The sequence below is a fragment of the Nostoc sp. genome (genome assembly GCF_036917755.1).
Taxonomy (GTDB): domain Bacteria; phylum Cyanobacteriota; class Cyanobacteriia; order Cyanobacteriales; family Nostocaceae; genus Nostoc.
Genome location: NZ_JBALFC010000056.1, coordinates 24,707 through 50,155, shown reverse-complemented (window position 1 = coordinate 50,155; position 25,449 = coordinate 24,707). Strand labels below are relative to the sequence as shown.

Sequence of the window (25,449 nt, the reverse complement as noted above, 5' to 3'; positions counted from 1 at the left end):
TTTTGAATTTTGAATTTTGAATTCCGCCTTGCGGTACAGTGGTTCACAAATAGGAGAATTGCGTGGGTAGGTTAGCAACGAATATAGCAGGCAAGACACCTGTCTCATTAGGACTATTGGGCGCTGCTGCCTTTATGGTAGTTGCGGATGCACGGGTGATTGACCCCCTACTGCACATTATTGCCGATGAGTTCAAAGTCGGCGTTGGTAGTGCTGCAGTGATTATCTCCGCATACACGATTCCCTACGGACTATTTCAGTTAGTCTATGGCCCACTAGGCGATCGCATCGGCAAACTTAAGGTAATTACAGTAGCACTGGCTGCATTTGCTGTCGGTACGGCTGTTTGTGCCTTTGTGTCAAATATCATCTTACTTACCTTGCTGCGGTTTCTCACAGGGATGGCTGCTGCTGGGATCATCCCCGTCACCCTCGCTTACATTGGTGACAATTTTCCTTATGAAGAACGCCAAGCTGCCATCGGCAAGTATTTAAGTGCGCTAGTGTTGGGTCAAATTCTCGGCGGTAGTTTGGGCGGCATCTTTGGAGAATATCTCAGCTGGCGTAATATCTTTCTGGTATTTGGCATCGTCTCCCTTACCATTGCTGGACTTTTATGGCGGGGGACGCGCCACCTTAGCGATAGTCAACGTCCCCAAAGTCGCGTAGGTAGCATCACATTTCGACCTTATTATCAACTATTGACCCAACCGATCGCTCGGACTGTGATTATAGGGGTATTTATTGAAGGCTTTTGCCTATTTGGGGCATTTGCTTACGTCGGCGCATTTCTGCGCGATCGCTATACTCTAAGTTATGTTGCGATCGGGTTTATGCTCAGTGCTTTTGGATTGGGTGGACTGATTTACAGTCGCTCAGTTAAATGGTTAGTCAGGCGACTGGGTGAAATTGGTTTAATAGGCGTGGGAGGAGGCTTAATGTCTATCAGCTTCTTAGCGATCGCATTGTTCCAAAACTGGATACTTTTTATCCCCTTGAGTATTTTAATGGGATTGGGCTTTTATATGATGCACAGCACCCTTCAGACTCAAGCCACTGAGCTTTCCCCGGAAGCACGAGGTACTGCTGTTTCGCTGTTCGCCTTCAACCTGTTTGTGGGACAGGGAATCGGCGCAGCAGTATTTGGTAGAATTGTAGATAACTTCGGCTACATTTATTGTTTTATTCTGGCTGGTGTAGCGATCGCTCTGCTTTCTGTTTGGCTAGTCAAGCAGAAGCAAAACAGCAATGAAAGCTAAGGAACGTGGATTAAATAAAATGCAAAAGTTTATCCTGTATCTAGCTTCCCTCTCCAATATATCGGAGAGGGATTGAGGGTGAGGTAAGCCAAGGACATTAATTGTATGTTATTTAATTTTTATTCCTAAGTACAGCATTTCATTAATTTGTAGCAAATTAAATTTGGCAATACCCTGCAATGCTAATGCGTCGGCTTGCATTGTTAATGCGTCGGCTTGCATTGTTAATGCTTCGGCTTGCATTGTTAATGCGTCGGCTTGCATTGTTAATGCGTCGGCTTGCATTGTCAATGCATCGGCTTGCAATGCCAATGCATTCCCTTGGAATCTTAATGTGTTACCCTGCATTAAAAACGCTGCGTTTTACGCAAAACTGTACTAAGAAGGATTGTTTGACCTTTGCCAATCCTGTTAAAATGCATCGATGTCAAAAAAGCAACATCTCTTAAACAAAAAATCCGGTTGGTCTTTGGATGAGCGAGATCCAAAGTTCATAGAATCTCTGATGCCTGTGTTGGACTTTCTCTATCACTACTATTTTCGAGTTCAAACTAGTGGCTGGGATAATATTCCACCCCAAGAAAAAGTCCTCTTTGTCGGTTCGCATAACGGGGGACTCGCGGCTCCCGATATGACAATGATGATGTACGATTGGTTCCGACGATTTGGTGTAGAGCAACCCGTTTATGGTTTGATGCATCCCAAGGCTTGGCAGGTTAGCCCACCACTAGCGCAACTGGTCGTCAAGGCTGGAGCAATCATCGCTCATCCGAAAATGGCTTACACTGCCTTGCGCTCTGGAGCTAGTGTGCTAGTTTATCCAGGGGGAGCGGAAGATGTCTTCCGACCGCATTATTTACGTAACAAAATCCACTTTGCAGGGCGGCAAGGATTTATCAAGTTAGCGTTGCGGGAAAATGTGCCGATTGTGCCTGTGATTTCCTGCGGCGCTCACGATACGCTGATTGTGATCGCTGACTGCTACAAAATTGTGCAGCAACTCCACGAGTGGGGAATGCCTTGGTTGTTTGGGATTGATCCAGAAGTTTTTCCGATCTATCTTGGACTACCTTGGGGATTAGCAATTGGCCCATTGCCCAACATTCCATTACCTGTGCCCATGTACACACGGGTTTGTCCGCCAATTGTATTTCAACGCTACGGTCGAGAAGCAGCCAGCGATCGCCACTATGTCAATGAATGTTATGAATTAGTTGTTAGTCAGATGCAGCAAGAGTTAGATTACCTAGTAAAGCTAACTGCTAAGTCCTAAAGCTATAAATCTTTAATTCCAAACTCCAAACTCCTAACTCCTAACTCCAAACTCCTAACTGTTTTGCTAACCGCCACTGACTGGTGGAATCAGCACGACTTCATCCCCATCTTGTAGTAGAGTATCTGGTTCGACAAATATTAAATTAATTCCAAAACGGGTGATGTCACGCCATTGGGAGAGTTCGGGGTGTTCAGCTATGAGGCGATCGCATACTGCTTTGACTGGCATACTATTGGGAAATTCCAGCACCAGTTCCGAAACCCTAAAGGCTTCTTGATAAGCAGCGAACAGTTTAACGGTAACGGTGATTGCAGATTTAGACATACAAGATGCTTTGGCAGTACTAGCAAGTAGTTTAATACTTGATAAGCACCCTGAACTATTGGGCTTAACTATGTAGATCATTTCACAAGTTCATAGGTGAACCCGTGCCTTTACCTACGGGTTTTGTCGTAAAGAAGGGGTCGAATAGGCGATCGCGTATTTCCTCTCTTATACCGCAATACGGTTCAGTTAAGGCTTAACTCTTTGTCAAAGTCAATTTTTTTAACGAACCGCAAAGGACGCAAAGGACGCAAAGGAAGAGAAGAAAGAGAAGGAAGAAATGCTTAACTGAACTGTATTGTCTTATACCGGGGCTAGTATCGCCAATCCAAATAGTCACATGGGGAGAGTAATAATAAACTTTGTTCCCTCACCAAGCATTGAAAAGCAGTTGAGTTGTCCATTGTGTTTATCCACAATAATTTGGTAGCTGATAGCTAATCCCAGCCCGGTTCCTTTACCCACGGACTTGGTTGTGAAAGATGGCTCAAAAATTCGGGCTTGCACCTCAGCAGGCATACCGAGTCCGTTATCTTGGATGCAAATTGTGACGGTTTTTTGCTGAGGTTCAACCGATGTAGTAATGGTGATGATATTCGGGTAAACAGCAATCTTTTGATCAGAGTGGTTTTGATTAAGTTCATCAAATGCATCAATGGCATTGGCGATGATATTCATGAATACCTGGTTCAGTTGTCCGGGATAGCAACTGATTGCAGGTAAATCACCATATTGTGTTACAACCTCGATTTTAGGGCGATCGCCATTGTCTTTGAGTCGATGTCTCAACAGCATTATAGTGCTATCGATGCCTTCGTGAATCTGAAACTCCACCTGAGATGTAATATCTGTGCGAGCAAAAGTTCTCAGAGAGAGGCTGATATCTTTAAGACGGGTAATTCCCTGGTGCATTGATGCCATTAGTTTCGGCAGATCCTCTACCAAATACTCCAAGTCGATTTCTTCAAGAAGCTCTTGAATTTCCGCGTCTGGCTGCGGTAGTTTCTGCTGTTGGAGGCTGACTAGGCGAAGCAAATCATTTATATATTCTTGAATATAGGATAAATTCCCGCCAACAAAACCAACCGGATTATTAATCTCATGACCAATACCTGCAACCATCTGCCCGATAGTTGACATTTTCTCACTCTGGATCAGTTGTAATTGGGTTTGTTGTAACTGCTGTAAAGATTGAGTTAATTCTGCGGTGCGCTCTTGCACACGTTCTTCTAATGTGCGGGTGAGAAGGGAAATTTTCAGGTGTAACTTTAAACGGGCAATGACTTCTTCCTGTTGGAAAGGTTTGGTAATGTAGTCAACTGCACCTATTTCCAGTCCCGCCACCTTGTCTGTAGAATCGGAGAGGGCAGTCATGAAAATTACCGGAATATTCTGAGTGATGGGATTAGCTTTCAGCCGGCGACAAGTTTCAAATCCATCAATACCTGCCATCATCACATCCAAGAGAATCAGATCAGGACGGGCATATTCTGTTTGTTCGATCGCTGACTCTCCATCTGTTGCCATGAGCGCTTTCCAGCCACACCCCTGAATCGCTTCATATAGCAGCTTGAGATTATTAGGATTGTCATCCACCAACAAAATATATATGGGTTTCGAGAGAGGAACAGTGATCATGGGTTTAACTCCGTTGTGACAAATGATTTGAGGAACTTACGGATTTTTCCGGTTTGGAAACTGGCAGTGAGTTTGCTCAACTCTGCCCCGAAGGGAGCTAGCTGACTGTTTTGCTCAATTAGCTCTCCTAACATTCCCTCGATCGCCGAGATATCCCCCATCATTGCCAGATGATAGAGTTGTTGCAAAACATCCTGGGATGGTAGAACCCATTCACTACTAGTTACCTGCTCACCTTTGGGAGACGAAGATTCGGCATAGATCCACTCCACTCTCAAGAGCGATCGCAGTTTATTAAGTAGTTCCTCGATCTGGAGAGGTTTGGGCAGGAATGCTGTTGCCCCTGCCTCTAAACTTCGCTGGCGATTTGACTCAGAGACGTTGGCACTAGAGACGATAATGGGAATAGAAAGGGTTTGCGGATTCCCTTGCAAGTGACCTATTAGCTCAAAACCATCCATATTCGGCATGGCTAAATCGAGGACAATCACATCGGGATTGTGTTCAGTTGCCACCTGTAGCCCATGTTTGCCATCGATCGCTTCCAGGGTTCGACAGCCAATTTCTTCCAGCAGACTGGTCAATATGAAACGGTGGTTGCGATCGTCATCGACAATGAGAATCTGAGGCGCACTACCCCGAATCCCGGTAATTTTCTGGGGAGTTGGGGCGATTCCTCCTCCATGCCAATCATGAACAAGTGGGACTGCTACTGTCAAATCTAGCCAAAACAGACTTCCTTCGCCCAGGTGACTCTGCACCTGAATTTGGCTTTCCATCAATGCCGCAATTCTATGGCTAATCGCCAATCCCAAGCCAGTACCTTCAGATCGCTGTCTTGCTTCACCCACTTGCTCAAAGGGCAAAAAGATTTTCTCAAGTTGGTCTGGTGACATCCCAATACCTGTATCTTCAATCTGAAAACGAATCTTCTGATCTGTCATTTGTCCATTGTCATTTGTGAGCCACTGCGGTCTTGGGGTCTCCCCAAGTGAAGCACGTGGCGTCATTTGTTTAGACTCTTGACCAATGACCAATGACGAATCACTAATGACTTCTACTTTGAACGTTACGCTACCGCTATCTGTAAATTTGATCGCGTTGCCCAGCAAGTTAATCAAGACTTGCCGTAGCCGTTTTTCATCGACTTCAATCACAAGTGGTAGGCGATCGCTAATTAAGATATTAAATGCAACCCCTTTCTGTTCAGCCCGAATACCACAAATCTCAGTCACACCATGTAAGAAATTGGGCAGATGCACACTGGTGACAACCAAATCCAATTTTCTCGCTTCTATCTTCGAGAGATCGAGAATGTCATTGATCAGCATCAACAGGTGTGATCCGCATTGGTAGATAATGCCGACTCCTTCCAGGTTTTTAGCTGTCATGTTTGGCGATCGTTCTAGTACCTGGGCAAAACCAAGGATGCCATTCAGAGGTGTGCGTAATTCGTGGCTCATATTGGCAAGAAATTCACTCTTGGCTTGATTGGCAGCATCGGCAGCTTGCTTTGCCTCAACCAATTCATGAGTTCGTTCTTCGACTTTTGTCTCCAGGGTTTTGGAATAATCTAATAGTTGATTATTGGCAACTTCCAGTTGGCAATTTGTTTCTTCTAACTTCTGCTGTTTATAGGCATTCGTTGTTGCAATCACACTACCGATAAACGCTGCTAAGGCGGGTGTTATCGGTATTAAAACACCATGCAAAAACATCCCATAGCCACCGCCGATGCAGGCTCCACTGATGCCTACAGTTGCCCAAAGAATTTTGCCGCCGGGAATCCGCAGCTTGTTACTGGATAATAACCAACTGCCCGTAGAACCGATGACAGACCAAAAAACAATCAACAGTGATAGAGAAATGCCAGAAATACCGTGCAGGCTGGCTTTTCCGGTTTTTGCCCCTTGTACTAATTGATGAGCAATATTCGCATGAACAACGACACCTGGAGTCGGTTTTTCAGCAGATACCCAAGAAGAGAAGGGTGTGCTGAAGAAATCATTGGTACTGGAGGCGACTGAGCCAATAAATACCATGCGATCGCGCATCATATTTGCCGGAATTCTGCCTGCTAAGACATCGCGCATAGCAACTGTCCGAAATGCAGCATCCGTTCCATACCAGTTGAGCAGAATTTGATAGCCTCCTAAATCGGCATCGGTATAACCTGCTTCTTGATTTTGCAGAGGCAGGTAAATTTCCTTACCCAACCGGAACTTTTGCTTTTGGGGGTCAATGCTTTCTAAGCTAATTCCTTCAGTTTCGAGGTACTTAAGAGCTACAAGGGTTGCCAGTCCAGCTTTAATGGTGTTTTGCTCTTTAGGATCTTCAGCTGTTAGGAGCGCACGACGCACAAAGCGATCGCTATCCAACACTAAATCTGCTAATCCTACCTGATCCTTTTTTTTCAATTCCGGTGGGGGATTGACGCGTTCACCGGTAATTTTCTCAACTCCGATTAAATTAGGAGTGTTACGGAAGACTTGAACAAGTTGCTCATGTCCGCTTCCTTCGGGTAAATCTCGATAAAGATCCAATCCGATGGCTCTAGGCTGCTGCGCCCGGATTTTTTCTAGTAATTGTGCCAACGCCGAGTCTGGAATTGGCCATTTACGCACCGATTGGATATCGCGCTCATCGATTGTGACAATCACAATCTCGTCAGCGATCGCCCCTGGCGATCGCTGACGAACCCATTCGTCACGAATTTTCCATTCCGGTAAATTGAAAAGTCCCAACGATTGCCCAACGATAACCGTCAAGGCAACGCTAGGAGTAATAATCAAAACGCTACGAGTGCGTTGGATAAAAGTCTGGAATCTCCGCCACCCACATATTTTTGCCATACAGTTATCTCGGTCAAGGTTGACTAGGATTAACCTGACATTAGTTAGTAGATGCTAATAAGTTCGCTGTTACAATCTCCTTCAAACTCACTGAGGACAGAAGTTCTTCCCATTGTTTGCGGAGGGTGAGATTGCTAGGTTGGGCGATATATACCGTTGCAAGTGTTGCCACACAGTCATACCAAACACCGTTTTTACCCAAAGCAGTAGCCCGCTTCAGCGCATCTTGCTCTTGCATTGCTGTTGCTAACTCAGGGCTGGGCTGGATACGCTTAACCCAACCATCGACGTAAGGCGTACTTGGGCTGAGTTCTCCATCTACTTTGAGTGCTAGGAACCATTGATAGTTTTTGCCAACTGCTAAAGCGGGTGTATTGGCTGGTAACTTGATCGCGATTACCCCAGTTTTCCCCGCAACTGGGATTTTCATCTGATGCTGCATATTGCCAGCTTCATCCTTGAGGCTGAACACGGCTTCTTGGGCATTGGAAGCCGGGAGATACACCAGAATTGTGGGACGTTCAGACACGGTTGTGCCATAGAAGTTTTGGGGCAAGAGGGCGATTAGTGCTGCTGGTTCTGTTGTACTTAAAGTCGATGGATTCAAGTAGTAAGTACCCACACGAGAAGCTCCCCCACTTGCTTGTTGAGACGTACCCTTCCCAGCAGCAGGTGTAAAGAGGTCGCCGCGAGAAGCTCCTCCCGTTGCTTGTCTGGGCGTACCCTTCCCAGCAGTAGGAGTAAACATACTACCGCGAGAAGCTCCTCCCGTTGCTTGTCTGGGCGTACCTTTTCCGGCAGTAGGCGTAAACATACTACCGCGAGAAGCTCCTCCCGTTGCTTGACTAGGAGAGCCGCCGTTGGTGGGTGGAGTAAATGTAACTGCATCGGCACTCCAGGCACTGCTAGTGATCAGAGCGATGACGCTAAATGTAGCAGCTAAATATCGGCGTTTCATGATGTCTAACCTAATCTAATTGAAATCTGATACAAAAGAAGTTTCCTTTGACTCTGGACAGAAGCTCAGAGAATAAGTCCAAGCAACAGTCAAATCAGGGAACTTATACTAGTATTATAGGAGGTATTTAGCGACACAACTGTAAAAAAACAGCATAATTTATTTGCAAACAATCCTGTGTTTTTACGTAGTTAAGTCCAGTTGCCGATCAAAACAAAGCCAGACCAAAAGAACGGATCGTGAAAATCATTTTGGCGAATTAAGCTAATTTGTGCTTGTCTTAGTGCTTCAGCTTTAGTGATTTTGGGTTGTCGCAGTTGGTCATAGAAGCGAGTCATCAGGATCGCGGCTGCCTGATCTTTGACAGGCCATAGGGTAGCGATAGTTGAGCGAGCGCCGGATTTGACAGCCAAGCCCGCCAGTCCAAGGACGGCGCGATCATCTCCTGCGGCTGTATCGCAGGCACTTAGTACCAGCAACTCGATGGCTTTCGATGGATCGCTACCCCGATTTTTCAGGAGTTCAGATAACTCCTTAACGTTCATTTGTCCATCCCAAGTGAGCAAGAAGGTATCTTCGAGCCGAGAACTAAACTGTCCGTGGGTTGCTAGGTGGACAATACTAGCACTACTGGATTTCACCCGTTCAGCAAGGGCTTGACTGGTGAATTCCTGGTTCAGCAACACAGAGGAAGACACCGCCTTGGAAATTTGTTTGATTTCTGATTCCACTGCGGGCAAAGCACTAAAGCCAGCACGAGCTTGGCTAATGCCACCCACGATCGCACTCAGATGATTTTGATTAAGCGATCGTGTAGCCATTAGTTGCAATCCTGGTGAGAGCGCCACAGCATATTTCTCGATCAGATATTGCTTGCCGTCATACAAAGCTGCCATCGGAATATTTCGCAATCGACCATCCAAAACAAATACCAATGTCTTGGTATTAATAAATGCTTGCTCTGCTTGGGCTGGACGAATCAACCAATTATAAATCTGTTGGGAGAATCGATCGCGGTCTTTGGAATCCGAGACAGGGTTAAGAGCAACCAAAAAGTTGTCTAAAGTCTGCTCAATTTCAGCTTGAGATTTGTGAGTAACATAGGAACGGAGTGGTTGCCCTGCTTTCGAGAGGATTACTGTTAAACGATCTGGCAGGATGATCGGATAAATGACGGTTGCAGTGGGATCAACTTGATCAATCTGTTGAGTTCTATCTAAACAGGCTTCCCGAAAAAAGTTATCGAGTTCGGCAATTTGCAGCGCCTCAATCAATTCACGAGCTTGCATCAGTTCTGCTTGACTCGGTTGATTTTCTAGAAGTAAATCAACCAGTTCCCGGTAAACAGGCTCCACACTGCTGCGAAAAGAGAACTGGATATCAGGGTTGATAGCCACCAAATCCCCCCGCAGTGCTTTTAAGGCATTGACTGCTTCTGTATACGTAGTAATTGCTTTGGAGCGATCGCCTTGTTGCTTATACAACTGTGCCACCTGCCAAGCAGATTGAGCAATGATATCGTTAGCTTGGAGTTTACGGGCAATATCGAGAGATTTCTGAGCTAATTCCTGTGCTTCAGATATTTGCTGTGTACGACGATAGAGTTTTGCCCACTGATGTAGTGCATAAGCTTCTGCCTGAGCATCTTCAATCTGCTGTGCAGACTTGACTGTAACTGCCATCAGTTGCGCCAAATCTTTGAGCGGTACGATTTGGTCAGGATTTGACTGGCGATTGAGGGTGAGGATGCCAACAAAATTGATCGCTGCGTAGAGGGAGATATGACTGGGGGGCAGTTCCCGAAGTTGTTGGAGTAGTTGGGGTGCAAGTGGGGTAGCCAACTCAGGTTTGTCGTAATCGAGGAAAAGTTTAAACTGAGCTAAACGCGCTTGCAACTGATCACTTGGGTTGGTGGCTAAGAGTTGAGCCTGTTCAAAGTAATCAAATGCCATATTTGGATCTTGCAAGTCAACGGCAGTTTGGCCCAAACTGATCAGGATAGAACTTAATTGGGGTTTGGCTGCAATTTTGTTAGCGATCGCTAAACTTTGCTCTAAAAGCTGTTGACTGTTGCCATCGCCAATCATTTCCAAGGCTAAAGCAAGCGATCGCAGTCCACTAATTTTGATTTCATTATCCGGCATCCCTTGGAGTTTTTGAGTCAGCACCTCCAACTGTTGTTTAGAACGGCGATAAAATCCTAAAGTTTGTAAAGCTTGTGCCTGGTTGATTTGACTACCCAGGCTGCCCATTTTGTCGCCGGCTTGTTCATAAAACTTTTGCGCTTGTTGCCAACTTTCGATGGCGGTTTCAGCTTTGCCAGTGTGCAGTTGCAAATTTGCTTGAGTATTGAATGCTTGCGCCCAAAGAATTGCATCAGCAGAGGGTTTATTTGTTTGCAACAGTTTCAGACTTTGCTCAATAGACTGTTGGGCTACTTCCCATTGATTAAGTTCCTGTTGTGCCAGTGAAAGGTAACTCAAGCTGAGAGCTTCGTTAAGGCGATCGCCTTGAGTATGATACTGTTGTGCTGCCGTTTGCCAAGCTATAACTGCTTCTGCAAAGCGCCCTGATTGGTAGAGGTTCCGTCCCTGTTCTAGCCCGTTGGTCGGTTGGGAAGAAGAGAGAACTGGGGTTATTACTGGTGGAGATGCTTCTACAGGTGTAATTATAAATGCCAAATACAAACTTAAAATACTGAGGCTGACATATAACCAACGAGTTTGTTTAATTCGGAAAGCCATAAATAATTACCAAGATTTTATTTTGAACACTCACAGTAAAAGTATTTGAGATATCAACAGAGTTATATTGCCCAATTCATAATGGGATCTATCACGTCGCGGGCGATCGCGTAAAATTAAAATGCAAAGCAACAATTGCAGGATATGCAAGCGCTGCTCTAGCAGTATTGCGATCGCTTTGGAGAGTTAGATAGTTAGCCCAAAAAATTAACTTCTGTTAACCCCAGCACACCTCAGTTGGAGTGGCTCTGAGTGGCAATATCCACATTGATGCAACAGCAGGCGGTAATGGTAATGGAGGTAATATAAACAAAACAAGCAAAGGTGTTGATATGGCTCAAGCTTTACTTAAAGTATTTACCTTTGAAGAATTTATCGAATGGCTGCCAGAAAACACCGGGAAGCGTTACGAATTACATGACGGAATAATTGTTGAAATGCCTCAGCCGAGTGGAAAACATGAAAAAGTTACGGGATTTTTAGCAGGGGAAATTACTGTTGAGTATAAGCGCTTGAAACTGCCATACTTTATCCCCAAAACAGTGTTAGTAAAACCACCAAGAAAATCATCGGGTTACTCGCCGGATGTCGTATTAATCAACGATGCTAATTTGCAGAATGAGGAATTCTGGGAAAAGGAATCTACCGTGACTCAAAGTGAATCCATTCCTTTGGTTATTGAGGTTGTAAGTACAAACTGGGAAGACGATTATTACACCAAATTAGGGAATTATGAAGCAATGAAGATTCCCGAATATTGGATCGTTGATTATGCAGCTTTCGGGGCAAGAAAATTTATTGGTAATCCCAAACAACCAACTATTTCTATTTATCATCTAGTTGATGAAGAATATCAACTCGCTCAATTTAAGAATTCGGAATCTATTATATCCTCTACTTTTCCAGATTTGAAACTGACTGCTAATCAGATTTTTAATGGTGCTTTGTAGAGCCTTTTTCTATTTAAACTCCCGATAACTTCTAATAGCTGCTAATTATTTTGATTCCAGCCAACGGGTGTTACCAACACGACTATTTCGGGAATCCTAAGATTATCAGTTAAAAGGGAGTATTTATGCCATGAGAGCGATGTCTAACGACAAGCCCAACTCTACCAGAGGCTGCGCCAATGGGTTCGGGGGGTCACAATCGACGGCAAGCGCCAAGGCTGCGACCCCCTCACCGCGAAGCGTCTACGCTTTTCTATATACATTCACAATCGGGTTTTTGAGTTACGGGATAGTGTTACCAGTAATACTCCTTTGGAGTCGCTGCGCGATCGCACAGGTGACATCCGATGGTACTACAAATACCATTGTCAACCCAAATGGTAATAATTTCACAATTCTTAATGGGATTGAAAAAGGTAATAATTTATTTCACAGTTTCAAAAATTTCTCTGTGCCTACGGGTGGTTCAGCTAGATTCGATTTAATTAACACACCAAATATTACAACTATATTCAGTCGGGTTACAGGTGGAAATGTTTCCAATATTGATGGGTTAATTAGCACGCTTAATAGTAGTAATCCGGTGAGTTTGTTTTTAATGAATCCTGCGGGGATTGTATTTGGGGCAAATGCCCGCTTGGATATTGGCGGCTCGTTTGTGGGAACCACGGCGAATAGTATTAAGTTTAGCGATGGTGTAGAATTTAGTGCGACTAATCCTGGTGCTACACCGTTGTTGACGATAAGTGTGCCGATCGGCTTACAGTTGGGGCAAAATCCAGGGGGGATTACATTACAAGGGAGTGGACATCGACTGATCGGCGGAATTTTTACCCCCACAGATCGCAGCAATAATCCCATCGGGTTACAAGTCGGGGCAGGCAATACCCTGGCGCTGATTGGGAGTGAGGTTAACTTGTCCGGTGGCATTGCAGCCGTTAATGGTGGCGGGCATTTAGAAATAGGCAGTGTCAGCGAGGGGCAAGTCAGACTCAATGCCACTCTTACGGGGTGGGTCGGGGATTACTCAGAGGTGCGGCAATTCAACGATATCCAGATCGCGCGGCAATCTCTGCTAGATGCCAGTGGCAGCAGAGACTCCATCCAATTACAAGGACGGAATATCAACTTCACCGAGGGTTCTGTTGCCTTGATCCAAAACTTTGGTGCCGAACCGTCTGGGGGGATTACAGTCAATGCCACCCAGTCCCTTAGCCTCACGGGGAATACACCCGATGGAAAACTGGGGAGCCTCATCCGAATCGACAACTTAGGAACGAGTCAGACGGGTGATATTACCATCTCTGCCGCGCAGCTATCCGTCCAAAATGGTGGAGAAATCAGTAATCTGACGTTTGCTCAAGCACCTGGTGGCAATATAACAGTCAATGTTGCAGGCTCAACCGATGTCGATGGCTTTGCCCCCGCCAACCCAGCCAATCCGTCCAGGATTGCAACATTCACATCTAACTCCGCCAACGCAGGCAATATTACTGTCTCAACCGGCAACATGAGAATTCTGAATGGTGGCAGTTTGTTATCTATAACCGGAGGCTCTGGACAGGCTGGAACGTTACGAGTTAATGCAGAAGACTTAATCGAAATCGCTGGACAAAACCCCATTACATTGTCACCGAGTGGCTTGACTTCAACGACTATCAACTCTGGAAATGCCAATAACGTGTTTGTCAATACGTCCAGATTAGTGATTCGAGAAGGTGGAGCGCTAGGGTCTGGCACTGTTGCCACGGGTTCAGCCGGTAGCGTGACGATTAATGCTTCAAAATCCGTAGATATCCAGGGTAGAGGTGCCGGATCGATCCTACCTAGCCGCATCACTTCAACCGCCGAGATTGTTGATCCAGCCACTCAAGCTGCCTTTAAACTTCCTGCCATTCCCAGCGGTAACGCTGGTTCCCTAACCATTAACACACCTTCGTTACAGATCGCAGATGGGGGACTTGTGACCGTCAAAAATGATGGGCCAGGCAGAGCAGGAGATTTGCTCCTTAACGCCAACTCTATTTTCCTTGACAACCAAGGCGTTATAACCGCATCAACTGCCTCTGGAAATGGCGGTAATGTCAGATTAAACTTGCTTTCTTCTCTGCTGATGCGTCACAATAGCCTGATTTCCGCCACTGCTGCGGGCAACGGTAATGGTGGTAACTTGTCAATTAACGCTCCGGTGATTGTTGGGTTAGAAAACAGCGATATCATTGCCAATGCAGTCCTTGGTCAGGGCGGTAACATTAACATTAGCACTCAAGGCTTATTTGGGCTGAAGTACCGCGATCGCCTCACCCCAGAAAATGACATCACCGCTAGTTCCGAATTTGGTATTAACGGTACAGTTGATATTAACAATTTTGGAATTGACCCCAATTCCGGTTTAGTAGAGTTACCAGAGAATGTAACCGACCCATCGCACCAAATAGCTACAGGCTGCGCGGGCAGTGAAGGCAGCCGTTTTGTGGCAACGGGACGGGGTGGTGTACCGCAAAATCCCCTTCAACAAGTGACGAGCAATGTCTACGACGGGCTACGCCTACGCACTTGGTCTGATGTGCGCGATATCTCTACATACCGCGAAACACAGAAAGTACAAGCTCAAATACCCCCAACCCCAGAGGTACTTGTCCAAGCTACTTCTTGGCATCGCAACGCCCAAGGAAAAATCGAGTTAGTTGCAGATAAATCTCCTGCTCAGGTGCAGCAACCATTAACCTGTGCTGCTCTTCGCAAAAGTTAATGATGTTATTAATCATGCCCTAAAAGGGAACTCTAACTTGAAATCAGTTAAAGGAAGTTTTTGGTTATGAGAGCGATGTCTACGATGGTCACTGAGCTTGCCTGCCCTGAGCCTGCGTCGAAGGGTCGAAGTGCGGGCTACGCCTACGCTTTTCTATCTACACTTACAACCGGGTTCTTGAGTTCCGCTCTGATACTACCAGCGATACTGTTTTGGAGTCGCTGCGCGATCGCACAGGTGACATCCGACGGGACTACAAATACCATTGTCAACCTAAATGGTAATAATTTCACAATTCTTAACGGGATTGAAAAAGGTAATAATTTATTTCACAGCTTCAATAATTTCTCTGTACCTACGGGTGCTTGGGCGAGATTCGATTTAATTAACACACCAAATATTACAACTATATTTAGTCGGGTTACAGGTGGAAATGTTTCTAATATTGATGGGTTAATTAGCACGCTTAATAGTAGTAACCCGGTAAGTTTGTTTTTGATGAATCCTGCGGGGATTGTGTTTGGGGCAAATGCCCGCTTGAATATTGGCGGCTCGTTTGTGGGAAGCACGGCGAATAGTATTAAGTTTAGTGATGGGACAGAATTTAGTGCGACTAATCCCGGTACTACACCGTTACTGACGATAAGTGTGCCGATCGGCTTGCAGTTGGGTCAAAACTCAGGGGGGATTAGCCTGCAAGGGAGTGGACATCGACTGACCGGCGGACTTTTTACCCCCACAGATCGCAGCAATAATCCCATTGGGTTACAAGTTGGGGCAGGTAATACCCTGGCGCTGATTGGCGGTAAAGTTAACTTGTCCGGTGGCATTGCAGCCGTTAATGGTGGCGGGCATTTAGAAATAGGCAGTGTCAGTGAGGGACAAGTCAGACTCAATGCCACTCTTACGGGGTGGGTCGGAGATTACTCAGAGGTGCGGCAATTCAAAGATATCCAGTTCGCGGAGCAATCTCTGCTAGATGCCAGTGGCAGCAGAGACTCCATCCAATTACAAGGACGGAATATCAACTTCACCGAGGGTTCTGTTGCCTTAATCCAAAACTTTGGTACACAACCGTCCGGGGGAATTACAGTCCATGCCACCCAGTCCCTTAACCTCACGGGGAATACACCCGATGGTAGACTGGGGAGCCTGATCAAAATCGACAACTTAGGAACGGGTCAGACGGGCGATATTACCATCGCCGCCGCGCAGCTATCCCTCCAAAATGGCGCACAAATTACTAATCCGACATATACCCAAGCAAACAGTAGCAATATTACAGTCAATGTCGCAGGCTTGATCGATATCGCTGGCTTTGCCCCCGGCGACCCAAGGAGTGGGTCCTCATTCACAACAATTACATTTAACTCCGGCAACGGTGGCAATATTACGGTCTCAACCGGCAACCTGAGACTTCTGAATGGTGGTAGTTTTTTCTCTATATCTGATGGCTCTGGACAGGCTGGAACGTTACGAGTCCATGCAGAAGACTTAATCGAAATCGTTGGCATCAACTCCATTACCTTGTCACCGAGTGCCTTGGCTACATCGAGTTTCAGTTCTGGAAATGCCAATAACACCTTCGTCAACACGTCCAGATTAGTGATTCGAGACAGTGGCTTGCTAGGGTCTAGCACCCTTGCCACAGCTTCAGCCGGGAGCGTGACGATTAATGCTTCAAAGTCCGTAGATATCCAGGGTAAAAGTGCCGACTCGATCCTACCTAGCCGCATCGCTTCAACCGCCGAGATTATCGATCCAGCCAATCAAGCTGTCTATAGACTTCCTGCCATTCCCAGCGGGAACGCTGGTTCCCTAACCATTAACACACCTTCGTTACACATCACAGATGGGGCACATGTCACCGTTAAAAATGATGGACTAGGCAGAGCCGGAGATTTGCTCCTTAACGCCAACTCTATTTTCCTTGACAACCAAGGCGTTATAACCGCATCAACTGCCTCTGGAAATGGGGGTAATGTCAGATTAAACTTGCTTTCTTCTCTGCTAATGCGTCACGATAGCCTGATTTCCGCCACTGCTGCGGGCAACGGTAATGGTGGTAACTTGTCAATTAACGCTCCGGTGATTGTTGGGTTAGAAAACAGCGATATCATTGCCAATGCAGTCCTTGGTCAGGGCGGTAACATTAACATTAGCACTCAAGGCTTATTTGGGCTGAAGTACCGCGATCGCCTCACCCCAGAAAATGACATCACCGCTAGTTCCGAATTTGGTATTAACGGTACAGTTGATATTAACAATTTTGGAATTGACCCCAATTCCGGTTTAGTAGAGTTACCAGAGAATGTAACCGACCCATCGCAGCAAATAGCTACAGGTTGCGCGGGCAGTGAAGGCAGCCGTTTTGTGGCAACGGGACGGGGTGGAATACCGCAAAATCCCCTTCAACAAGTGACAAGCGATGTCTATGACGGTCTACGCCTACGCACCTGGTCTGACATCCGCGATATCTCTGCATACCGCCAAACCGGGGAAGTTACAGCCCAAATACCTGAATCTCCAGAGGTTCTTGTCCAAGCTACTTCCTGGCATCGTAACGCCCAAGGAAAAATTGAGTTAGTTGCAGATAAATCTCCTAGCTATGTGCAGCAACGATTAACCTGTGCTGCTCTTCGCAAAATTTAACTAGTTCCGTGGGTTTAAGTCCCCCGGTTCTATAACCGGTAAGTTTTGTGTTGGGGTAAAATCCCCATTACAAAACTTAATTACGAATTAGGAATTACGAATTATTTTAATAGTGAAGTACACAACGATTCGTCCCAAAGCCAGATATAAACCCTGTTTTACTTCTGAATTCTGGATTCTGAATTCTGAATTCTGCTATAAATATTCAGCGAGTTTCTAATTTAGAAACTCGCTCCTCTAATTTATTGACTTGTTGCTTCAATTCAATCACCAAAGTTGCCAGCCGATCAAACATCGGATCTTGCTGTGATAAGTTTCCTCTGGAAGCAGTTGACTGTCGTGGGGTAAGTCTTGTTCTTCGGGATGGAGACTGGCGACTTTGACCTAGTTGAGACTCTATCTGGTTTAACCGCGACTCGACACGATTAAAGTCCGCTTCCAGGTTGTTGATGCGGGACTCCACTTGCTGCGATGAAGCAGTGTTTGCAAATAACCCGCCCCAGATAATTGTTGCTAAAATCCCAGCAAGTATTAGCACTTGGATTTTTTTCATAAGAGTCTATTTAGACAAGATATATTCCTATGGCTACAGAGTATAAGTCGGGAGCATCTCAATGAGTGTAAAAAGCCTTGTAAAACCTCACCCCAACCCTCTCCTTGGTAAGGAGAGGGAGCAAGAATCTTGTTTATCGTCTGGTATATTTGCTTTCACTGAGATGCTCTCATATAAGTCTGTAGACACTTCACTTATTTATCCTGTTCTAAGTTAGAAAATAGCTTCTGCCAATCGATAGAGTCAACAGTATTATCTCCCTGTTTTACTTCAAAGGTGACATTACTAGCGATCGCTAATTTTAGGGCTTGCACGCAAAGTTCTGCCACATCCTCACGGCTGATTTTGCCCTTAATATTGTCGCCTTGCTCGAATATTAATTCCTTACCCCCTGCTTCCTCAGTTAAAGCACAAGGTCTAATAATCGTATAAGGAATTCCGCTTTCTCTTAAACTATCTTCTCCCTTTAATTTCCAAGTTAAAATTCCTCCCAATTGGTCATTTAATTTCACTGCTGGTGGTTCTTCATCTAAATTAATGCCGGGACGTCCGGGACGAGTCACACCTGCTGAACTGACGAGGATAAATTGTGGTAAAGTTGTCCCGCCGTAAGCTTTAATTGATTCCAACTCCAAAGCAAAACCACCGGCAGAGAATTTGGGATTTAAAGCACCATCATATTCAAATTTGCTCAACATCAGTTGGAATGAACAAATTCTATTCTGCTCAATTGGCGGCGCATCTTTGACAATTTTTGCCCGAAAGACGGGAATCAAATCTGCAAAAGGAATATAAACATCTATCCAGGTATTAGCTACGGTATCGAAAGAATAGCTGTAGCCAATGCCATCCCATTTTGGATCTGTCCGTAGGAAGATTTTATAACGCTGGCCGTCACCTTTGACGCGCAATTTCACACCTTCATAATCAGATAAGTTAAATGGTGGATCAAAATTCTTGGTTCTGATAGAAGCAAATCCGCCAGAGTTAGCGGTGGAGACATTACCAGCAAATAAAGCTGTATTTTCCCCTAATTGGATGTTACTGGCACTCACGCCACCCATGACAACATCATCCAGCGCTCCCCAGTTATCCTTTAATTCTGCTGATGGCTTTGTGAAATCAAATATCGGTTTTTCGTTTGCTTGGGGTAGATATTTTGCGGCTGCTTGGACTAAGTTTTTGACACCTTGATACTCTACATTTTCTGGGGTGTCGCCAACAATTTCTGGCTGGTAAAATTTAACACCTTGATAATATTTGGCTCTATCTGCTGTGTCTCCCTCAACTGGTTGCACGCGCACTGCTGTACAACAAATTACAGCTTGGATATCAGCCATAACTAAAGGAGTTAAAGTTTCTGGTTTAGTGATATCCGCAACCACCAAGTCTATATCATTACCAAGAATTGACCGCGCTTTCTCAATGTCTCGAACTAGTGCGCGAACTTTATAACCCCGTTCGAGCGATCGCTGCACTACTCGTTTACCTACACCACCTGTTGCACCTGCTACTAATATTACACCCACGTTTCTTCCTCCATTGGGTCTATCTTGATTATCTTTAGGACGACCTTGGATTAACTGCTGTACCCAGTTAAGGAAAGGAATTACCTCAAAGTAAGTCAGGGTTTCGATAAACCTGCCTAAATCCCATTGAGAACGATTTTTGTCACTCACATTTGCGTCCTCATAACTTTCTTAAGTCTAGCCCAATGTCTGTTTCTCGAAATCCTCCGGTACTCATAACTTGGATAATGCTCAATTACGTTAGGATACTTACAGCAGAATTGGTGAATCCAGAATCCAGAATTGGTGAATTCTGAAGTAAAACAGGGTTTATACCTCGCTTTGGGACGAATCTTTGTGTACTTCACTTTCCTTGAAATCTGCTGTAATTAGGTGTTCCTAATCAAATGGTAATTTACTTATGAGTCAACTTGAAAACATTCAAGCTGAGTACGAAAAGTTTCCTGAAGCATTTGAGAGTGTAATTATTAGCACCGTGAGCGCACAAGCAATACCCAATGCTAGTTATGCTCCCTTTGTAATGGATGATTCCAAGAATATCTACATTTACGTCAGTGGTCTTTCGACTCATACCAAAAATCTCTATGCGAATCCTCATGTTAGTGTCTTGTTTATCGAGGATGAAGCTAAGAGTAATCTAATTTTTGCCCGTCGTCGTTTGAGTTTTGATTGTACGACAACTTTGATCGAGCGTGAAACTGACAAGTGGAATCAAATTGTTGAGCAATTTCAAGGGCGTTTTGGTCAAATTATCGAGGTTTTGCGCGGCTTGTCTGACTTTCGGATTTTCCAGTTAACTCCGAGTGAAGGTCGTTTTGTAGTTGGTTTTGGGGCAGCCTATCACATCAGTGGTGATAACCTCTATCAACTTGTTCAGATCACAGGAGATGCCGACAAAAAGCAAGGTTAAATAAGTCGGAAGTCGGAAGTCGGAAGTCGGAAGTACAGTTTTGTAACAGGGATTTAGCGCTGCATTGCGGTCTTGGGGTCTCCCCTCTTGAGCAACTTTGTAAGATAGAACAAGACTTACATACTTGCTTATTTATAGAATCGGGGGACTTAAACTAAACCGTTTTTGTTAACAATTCAAAATTCAAAAGAGTTTCAGACTCTTATTTAAACTTAAACTAAACTTTTTAATTTTATGCTTCAGTTTCAACCTCCTGGCTTTGGACATAAAATCATCCATACATCCTTGGGGGCAATGGTTTACTATACCCAAACGAATGCACCTTGGGCGATGCCTGCGGTGGGCAAAGCGATCGCTGATACTGAAGATTTACCCCCACTACTGTTTCTCCATAACTTTGGTGGTGGAGCGTCTGCATACGAATGGTCTAAAGTTTACCCGGCTTTTGCCTCTAATTACCATATTTTAGCCCCCGATTTAATCGGCTGGGGAGAATCGGCTCATCCAGTCCGGGATTATAAAATTAGGGATTATCTCAGCACGATCGCCGAGTTTATCATCCAAACTTGTCGCCAGCCGGTGACGGTGGTAGCCTCGTCTCTAACAGCCGCTTTTGCTATCCGCCTAGCTATTGTTCAACCCAATTTATTCAAAGCATTGTTTTTGGTGTGTCCCTCTGGATTTGATGATTTTGGAGAGGGTGCTGGACGCAGACTTCCGCTTTCGGTGATCAATACGCCTCTGTTGGACAGTTTTATTTACATCCTTGGTGCTGAAAATGAAATTGCAGTCCGAAATTTTTTACAAAGTTTTCTGTTTGCTAAGTCACAACGACTATCCCAAGAGATGGTGGAGGCTTATTTAACCTCTGCACAACAGCCTAATGCCAAATTTGCCGCCTTAGCATTTTTGCGGGGCGATCTTTATTTTGACGTGAGTTTATATATTCAACAACTGACAATTCCCACCGTCATTTTTTGGGGAGAAAAGGCACAATTTACCAACATTAAATTAGGACGACGATTGGCAAATTTAAATCCAAGTGTAATTCAAGATTTTTATGCGATCGCAGATGCCGGAATATTACCTCATTTGGAAATACCAGAAGTTTTGATTGGGCTATTGCAACGGTATCTTGGGTGAGTGGGGAGTGGGGGAGATGAGGGAGATGAGGGAGAATAATTAATGCCCAATGCCCAATGCCCATCTCTATTTAGAGAGTAACTGTGCGTTTAATGCTTTAGTGATGCGATCGCCAGAAGCTTCTAAGGAACATGGATTAAATAAAATGCAAAAGTTCATCCTGTATCTAGCTTCCCTCTCCTTTATAAGGAGAGGGATTGAGGGTGAGGTAATTCTTATTCCTAAGTGGGCTAGGGTGTAAATATCAAGGTTTTCACCCTCCGGGTTCGCAGTCGTTTCAAGCGGGGTTTTCACTATCAAGCTGCGATGCCTACGGTGGGCTGTTCGGTGACGCTACTCATCTCAAGGTAGTCCCAACAGCCTGAAACAACCAAATTTCGTTAATACACAGGATAGTTATTTTGTACAGTCGTAAGTCCTAAATTCAACCTAAAATTTATTCTTCCAGGATTTTAGAGATTTTTTCACTTGCACTTATATACAAAGGTTCTCAAGTAAGCTATTATTCTCATGATGATTTGATAGTAATTATAACTAATAAGGTTATCCATGCTTTTTCCCTTCTTGATCATGTTCCGAGAGGGCGTTGAAGCTGCACTCGTCGTGGGGATAATTGCCAGTTATCTCAAGCAAACTGGACGTACCCATTTGATGAAGTCAGTTTGGATTGGCATCGCACTAGCGACTTTTATTTGTCTAGGTGCTGGGATTATTTTGCAAATAACCAGTCAGGAGTTTCCGCAAAAAGAACAGGAACTATTTGAAGCGGTAATTTCCATCGTCGCAGTTGGGGTTCTCACCTGGATGGTTTTCTGGATGCGCCGTGCGGCTCGTTCTCTCAAAGGCGAGTTACAGTCTCAAATTGAAACTGCGATTCAGTCGGGGGATAAATGGGGTACAGCACTCGTGTGGATGTCATTCTTTGCAGTACTGCGGGAAGGTCTGGAAACAGTAGTGTTTCTGCTGGCCACGTTTCAGCAAAATTTGGGAATTCAAGCTCCCGTGGGGGCATTGTTTGGATATGCAGCTGCACTAGCCGTCGGTGTAGGCATTTATCAGGGTGGTATCCGCATCAACTTGAAGCGATTTTTTAAATGGACAGGAGCCTTCATTATCCTGGTTGCTGCTGGACTTTTAGCAAGTGGGGTGAGAGCTTTCCATGAAGCCGGAGTGTGGAACTTACTGCAAACAGTGGTATTCGATGCTAGCGGGGTACTTCCCAAAAACGGGTTTCTCGGTTCACTTTTGGCAGGATTTTTTGGCTATAACGATGCCCCGACTGTCAGCGAAGCGATCGCCTATTTTGGCTATCTAATTCCTACGATGTCGCTGTTTTTCTTAGGGGATAACGCCAGACAGAAAACTACAGCAAGGCATTATTAGCTACTTCCATAATTTTTAGGAAAATACAAGAATGAAAAATGTTTTAAAGTACTCAACAATTATCTGTCTAATTGCCTTGACAGTAGCTGCCTGTGAATCCAACAAATCAAGCGATACTTCCGCGAGTAATTCTCCACAAGCTAAAGTAGCCAGTGATACATCTGCTAACAATTCTGCGGAAACTGCTTTGGCTGTGACAGATAAAGGTTGCGAACCCAATCAGCTGACAGTAGCATCTGGACAAAACAACTTTGTACTGACCAACAAAAGCAGCCAACCTTTGGAGTGGGAGATTTTGTCTGGGGTGAAAGTCATTGAGGAAAAGGAAAATATTGCTCCTGGCTTCGTTCAGAAACTCAAAACCAATCTAGAACCGGGTGAATATGATATGGCTTGCGGTTTACGCAGCAATCCCAAAGGGAAACTCACAGTGAAAGCTGGAGTTGGAGATTCTCAAGCCAAAGGGACTGTAAATCAGGGTCAATTAGTCGGTGCGATCGCAGAATATAAAGTCTACGTCACTAAAGAAACTGACCAACTAGTGGCAGATAACAAGACTTTCACAGATGCCGTGATTGCTGGCGATCTTGCTAAAGCTCAGAAACTCTATGCCTCTACCCATGTCCACTGGGAACGCGCCGAACCGATAGCTGAATTGTTCTCCGATCTCGACAAAAGCATGGATTCCCGTGCTGACGACTTTGCGAAAAAAGAGGCTGACCCACAATTCACTGGATACCATCGCCTAGAGAAAGCTTTATTCCAGGACAAAACTACAAAAGGGATGAAACCTTTTGCCGAAAAGTTACAGAAAGATGGACTAGATTTACAAAAGCGCATTGCCACCTTGACCATTGAACCGAAAAACATGGTTGGCGGTGCTGCTGACTTGATTGAAGAAGTGGGTAAAACCAAGATTTCTGGAGAAGAAGACCGTTACAGCCATACTGACCTATGGGACTTCAGCGCTAATGTGGATGGTTCCCAAAAGATTGTCGAGTTATTGCGCCCCGTCATCCAAAAAGCCAACCCAGAACTACTGACGCGTGTGGATGCAAATTTCACCAAAGTTGACCAAAAACTTGCTAAATACAAAACCCCTGATGGTGGTTTTGCTACCTATGACAAGGTGAGTGAAACAGACAAAAAAGAGATGAAAACAGCGATCGCTGCTCTTGCTGAAGATTTGTCTCAGCTGCGCGGCACTTTGGGAGTTGAGTAATTTATCAATCATTCCTAGAAGAGTAAACTATGTCTAGTTCGGAGCAACCAAGTTTACGCATTACTCCCCGCATCAGCCGTCGTGACTTGCTCATTGGTATGGCCGCAGCAGGTGGAGTAGCAGCTTTGACCAGTTTGGGTTATCGTACTCTTCTGGGAACACCTCTTGACCCATCTGAAGAGATCGTGCCGTTCTTTGGACTTCACCAAGCAGGTATTCTTACCCCGACTCCTGCCTCTGGACTGATGGTCGCATTTGATACAACTGCTACAAATAAAGCAGATTTAGTGCGGTTGTTCAAAACTTTAACTGAGCGCATCCAGTTTCTCATGGCAGGGGGAACACCCAAGTCGCGCGACCCCAAATTTCCACCCAATGATTCGGGGATTCTTGGGCCTGTAGTGGTTCCCAATAACCTGACAATCACTCTAGCTGTGGGTAACTCATTGTTCGATAACCGCTTTGGACTCGGCAACTTGAAACCCAAGCGGTTAGACACTATGGCCAATTTTCCCAATGACCAGCTTGACCCAGATTTATGTCATGGGGATATACTGTTGCAATTCTGTGCAAATACTGAGGAATCGAATCTCCATGCTTTACGCGACATCATTAAGAACTTGCCTGACTTGATAACTTTGCGTTGGCAAATAGCGGGGTTTCTGCCGCCGAATACCCACAAAAAACAAGGCAAAACTACGGTGCGTAATCTGCTTGGTTTTAAAGATGGGACGGCAAATCTAGATGCTAGCGACGACAAATTGATGAACCGGATTGTCTGGGTACAGCCAAACAGCAGCGAACCAGCTTGGACAGTAGGGGGAAGCTATCAAGTGGTGCGGGTGATCCGCAACTTAGTCGAACACTGGGATCGGACACCACTACAGGAGCAAGAGACAATTATTGGGCGCAATAAGGACTCTGGCGCACCCTTGGGGATGAAGCACGAGAAAGATATTCCCAATTATGCTCAAGACCCAAAGGGTCAACAAATCCGCCTAGATGCTCATATCCGCCTTGCTAATCCACGCAAATCAGAGTCGAGTTTGATTCTGCGGCGTGGTTTTAATTATTCACGCGGGTTTGACAAATCTGGACATTTAGATATGGGTTTGTTGTTTGTCTGTTTTCAGGCTGATTTAGAAAAGGGCTTTGTGACGGTGCAAAATCGCTTGATTGGGGAGCCACTGGAAGAGTATATTCGCCCCATTGGTGGTGGATATTTCTTCGCTTTACCTGGTGTCAAAGCTGTTGGAGGTTATCTCGGTCAGTCATTACTAGAAGTGTAGAATGATAAACAGTAA

At 45.1% G+C, this 25,449-nt stretch carries 19 protein-coding genes; 11 read left to right on the top strand and 8 right to left on the bottom strand.

Annotated features, from left to right (window positions below; all coding sequences use genetic code 11):
* Window positions 1–62 precede the first annotated feature (62 nt).
* The gene (locus V7L05_RS13960) at window positions 63–1,259 is read left to right on the top strand and encodes an MFS transporter (protein WP_335164732.1); all 1,197 of its coding nucleotides are present in this window, start codon (window positions 63–65) and stop codon (window positions 1,257–1,259) included.
* Between the two features lie 108 nt (window positions 1,260–1,367).
* Here V7L05_RS13960 and V7L05_RS13955 read toward each other — a convergent pair whose 3' ends face one another.
* Window positions 1,368–1,607, bottom strand: coding sequence for a hypothetical protein (locus V7L05_RS13955; RefSeq protein WP_335164730.1), 240 nt, complete (start codon window positions 1,605–1,607; stop codon window positions 1,368–1,370).
* Window positions 1,608–1,683: 76 nt separating this feature from the next.
* Here V7L05_RS13955 and V7L05_RS13950 point away from each other — a divergent pair, with 76 nt between their 5' ends.
* Window positions 1,684–2,532: a lysophospholipid acyltransferase family protein gene (locus tag V7L05_RS13950; protein ID WP_335164729.1), complete on the top strand. Its 849-nt coding sequence runs from the start codon at window positions 1,684–1,686 to the stop codon at window positions 2,530–2,532.
* A 66-nt stretch (window positions 2,533–2,598) separates the two neighbouring features.
* Here the strand turns inward: V7L05_RS13950 and V7L05_RS13945 are convergent, their stop codons facing one another.
* The 5 genes from V7L05_RS13945 to V7L05_RS13925 all read right to left on the bottom strand — a co-directional run bounded on the left by V7L05_RS13945 (window position 2,599) and on the right by V7L05_RS13925 (window position 11,051).
* Entirely contained in the window at window positions 2,599–2,859 is a 261-nt protein-coding gene (locus V7L05_RS13945) for a MoaD/ThiS family protein (RefSeq protein ID WP_229483813.1), read from the bottom strand.
* A gap of 336 nt (window positions 2,860–3,195) precedes the next feature.
* On the bottom strand, window positions 3,196–4,497 hold the full coding sequence (locus V7L05_RS13940) for a hybrid sensor histidine kinase/response regulator (RefSeq protein WP_335164727.1): 1,302 nt from the start codon (window positions 4,495–4,497) through the stop codon (window positions 3,196–3,198).
* Window positions 4,494–7,349, bottom strand: a complete 2,856-nt coding sequence (locus V7L05_RS13935) for a CHASE2 domain-containing protein (RefSeq protein ID WP_335164725.1) — start codon at window positions 7,347–7,349, stop codon at window positions 4,494–4,496. The genes V7L05_RS13940 and V7L05_RS13935 overlap by 4 nt, the downstream gene beginning before the upstream one ends.
* A 40-nt stretch (window positions 7,350–7,389) precedes the next feature.
* On the bottom strand, window positions 7,390–8,307 hold the full coding sequence (locus V7L05_RS13930; protein WP_335164723.1) for a DUF928 domain-containing protein: 918 nt from the start codon (window positions 8,305–8,307) through the stop codon (window positions 7,390–7,392).
* A 191-nt stretch (window positions 8,308–8,498) separates the two neighbouring features.
* On the bottom strand, window positions 8,499–11,051 hold the full coding sequence (locus V7L05_RS13925) for a CHAT domain-containing protein (RefSeq protein ID WP_335164722.1): 2,553 nt from the start codon (window positions 11,049–11,051) through the stop codon (window positions 8,499–8,501).
* 332 nt (window positions 11,052–11,383) lie between these two features.
* On the opposite strand from V7L05_RS13925, the gene V7L05_RS13920 reads away from it, so the two are divergent.
* The 3 genes from V7L05_RS13920 to V7L05_RS13910 all read left to right on the top strand — a co-directional run bounded on the left by V7L05_RS13920 (window position 11,384) and on the right by V7L05_RS13910 (window position 17,405).
* The gene (locus V7L05_RS13920; protein ID WP_335164915.1) at window positions 11,384–12,001 is read left to right on the top strand and encodes a Uma2 family endonuclease; all 618 of its coding nucleotides are present in this window, start codon (window positions 11,384–11,386) and stop codon (window positions 11,999–12,001) included.
* Window positions 12,002–12,131: 130 nt separating this feature from the next.
* Window positions 12,132–14,753 carry an S-layer family protein gene (locus V7L05_RS13915; protein WP_335164721.1) on the top strand — a complete coding sequence of 874 codons (2,622 nt, stop codon included), beginning with the start codon at window positions 12,132–12,134 and terminating at the stop codon, window positions 14,751–14,753.
* Between the two features lie 84 nt (window positions 14,754–14,837).
* Window positions 14,838–17,405: an S-layer family protein gene (locus V7L05_RS13910; RefSeq protein ID WP_335164719.1), complete on the top strand. Its 2,568-nt coding sequence runs from the start codon at window positions 14,838–14,840 to the stop codon at window positions 17,403–17,405.
* 205 nt (window positions 17,406–17,610) lie between these two features.
* Here the strand turns inward: V7L05_RS13910 and V7L05_RS13905 are convergent, their stop codons facing one another.
* Window positions 17,611–17,958 carry a hypothetical protein gene (locus tag V7L05_RS13905; protein WP_335164717.1) on the bottom strand — a complete coding sequence of 116 codons (348 nt, stop codon included), beginning with the start codon at window positions 17,956–17,958 and terminating at the stop codon, window positions 17,611–17,613.
* Between the two features lie 194 nt (window positions 17,959–18,152).
* Window positions 18,153–19,637, bottom strand: coding sequence for a CIA30 family protein (locus tag V7L05_RS13900; protein WP_335164715.1), 1,485 nt, complete (start codon window positions 19,635–19,637; stop codon window positions 18,153–18,155).
* 250 nt (window positions 19,638–19,887) lie between these two features.
* On the opposite strand from V7L05_RS13900, the gene V7L05_RS13895 reads away from it, so the two are divergent.
* The 6 genes from V7L05_RS13895 (at window position 19,888) to efeB (ending at window position 25,434) form a co-directional block, all read left to right on the top strand.
* Entirely contained in the window at window positions 19,888–20,397 is a 510-nt protein-coding gene (locus V7L05_RS13895) for a HugZ family pyridoxamine 5'-phosphate oxidase (protein WP_334950050.1), read from the top strand.
* Between the two features lie 234 nt (window positions 20,398–20,631).
* Window positions 20,632–21,540: an alpha/beta fold hydrolase gene (locus V7L05_RS13890; protein WP_335164712.1), complete on the top strand. Its 909-nt coding sequence runs from the start codon at window positions 20,632–20,634 to the stop codon at window positions 21,538–21,540.
* A 49-nt stretch (window positions 21,541–21,589) separates the two neighbouring features.
* The gene (locus V7L05_RS13885) at window positions 21,590–21,781 is read left to right on the top strand and encodes a hypothetical protein (protein WP_335164711.1); all 192 of its coding nucleotides are present in this window, start codon (window positions 21,590–21,592) and stop codon (window positions 21,779–21,781) included.
* Window positions 21,782–22,089: 308 nt separating this feature from the next.
* Complete coding sequence (gene efeU, locus V7L05_RS13880; RefSeq protein ID WP_335164709.1) at window positions 22,090–22,923, top strand: iron uptake transporter permease EfeU; 834 nt, start codon at window positions 22,090–22,092, stop codon at window positions 22,921–22,923.
* Between the two features lie 31 nt (window positions 22,924–22,954).
* The gene (efeO, locus tag V7L05_RS13875; RefSeq protein WP_335164708.1) at window positions 22,955–24,145 is read left to right on the top strand and encodes an iron uptake system protein EfeO; all 1,191 of its coding nucleotides are present in this window, start codon (window positions 22,955–22,957) and stop codon (window positions 24,143–24,145) included.
* A gap of 29 nt (window positions 24,146–24,174) precedes the next feature.
* Window positions 24,175–25,434, top strand: coding sequence for an iron uptake transporter deferrochelatase/peroxidase subunit (gene efeB, locus V7L05_RS13870; RefSeq protein ID WP_335164707.1), 1,260 nt, complete (start codon window positions 24,175–24,177; stop codon window positions 25,432–25,434).
* The last annotated feature ends 15 nt before the right edge of the window (window positions 25,435–25,449 follow it).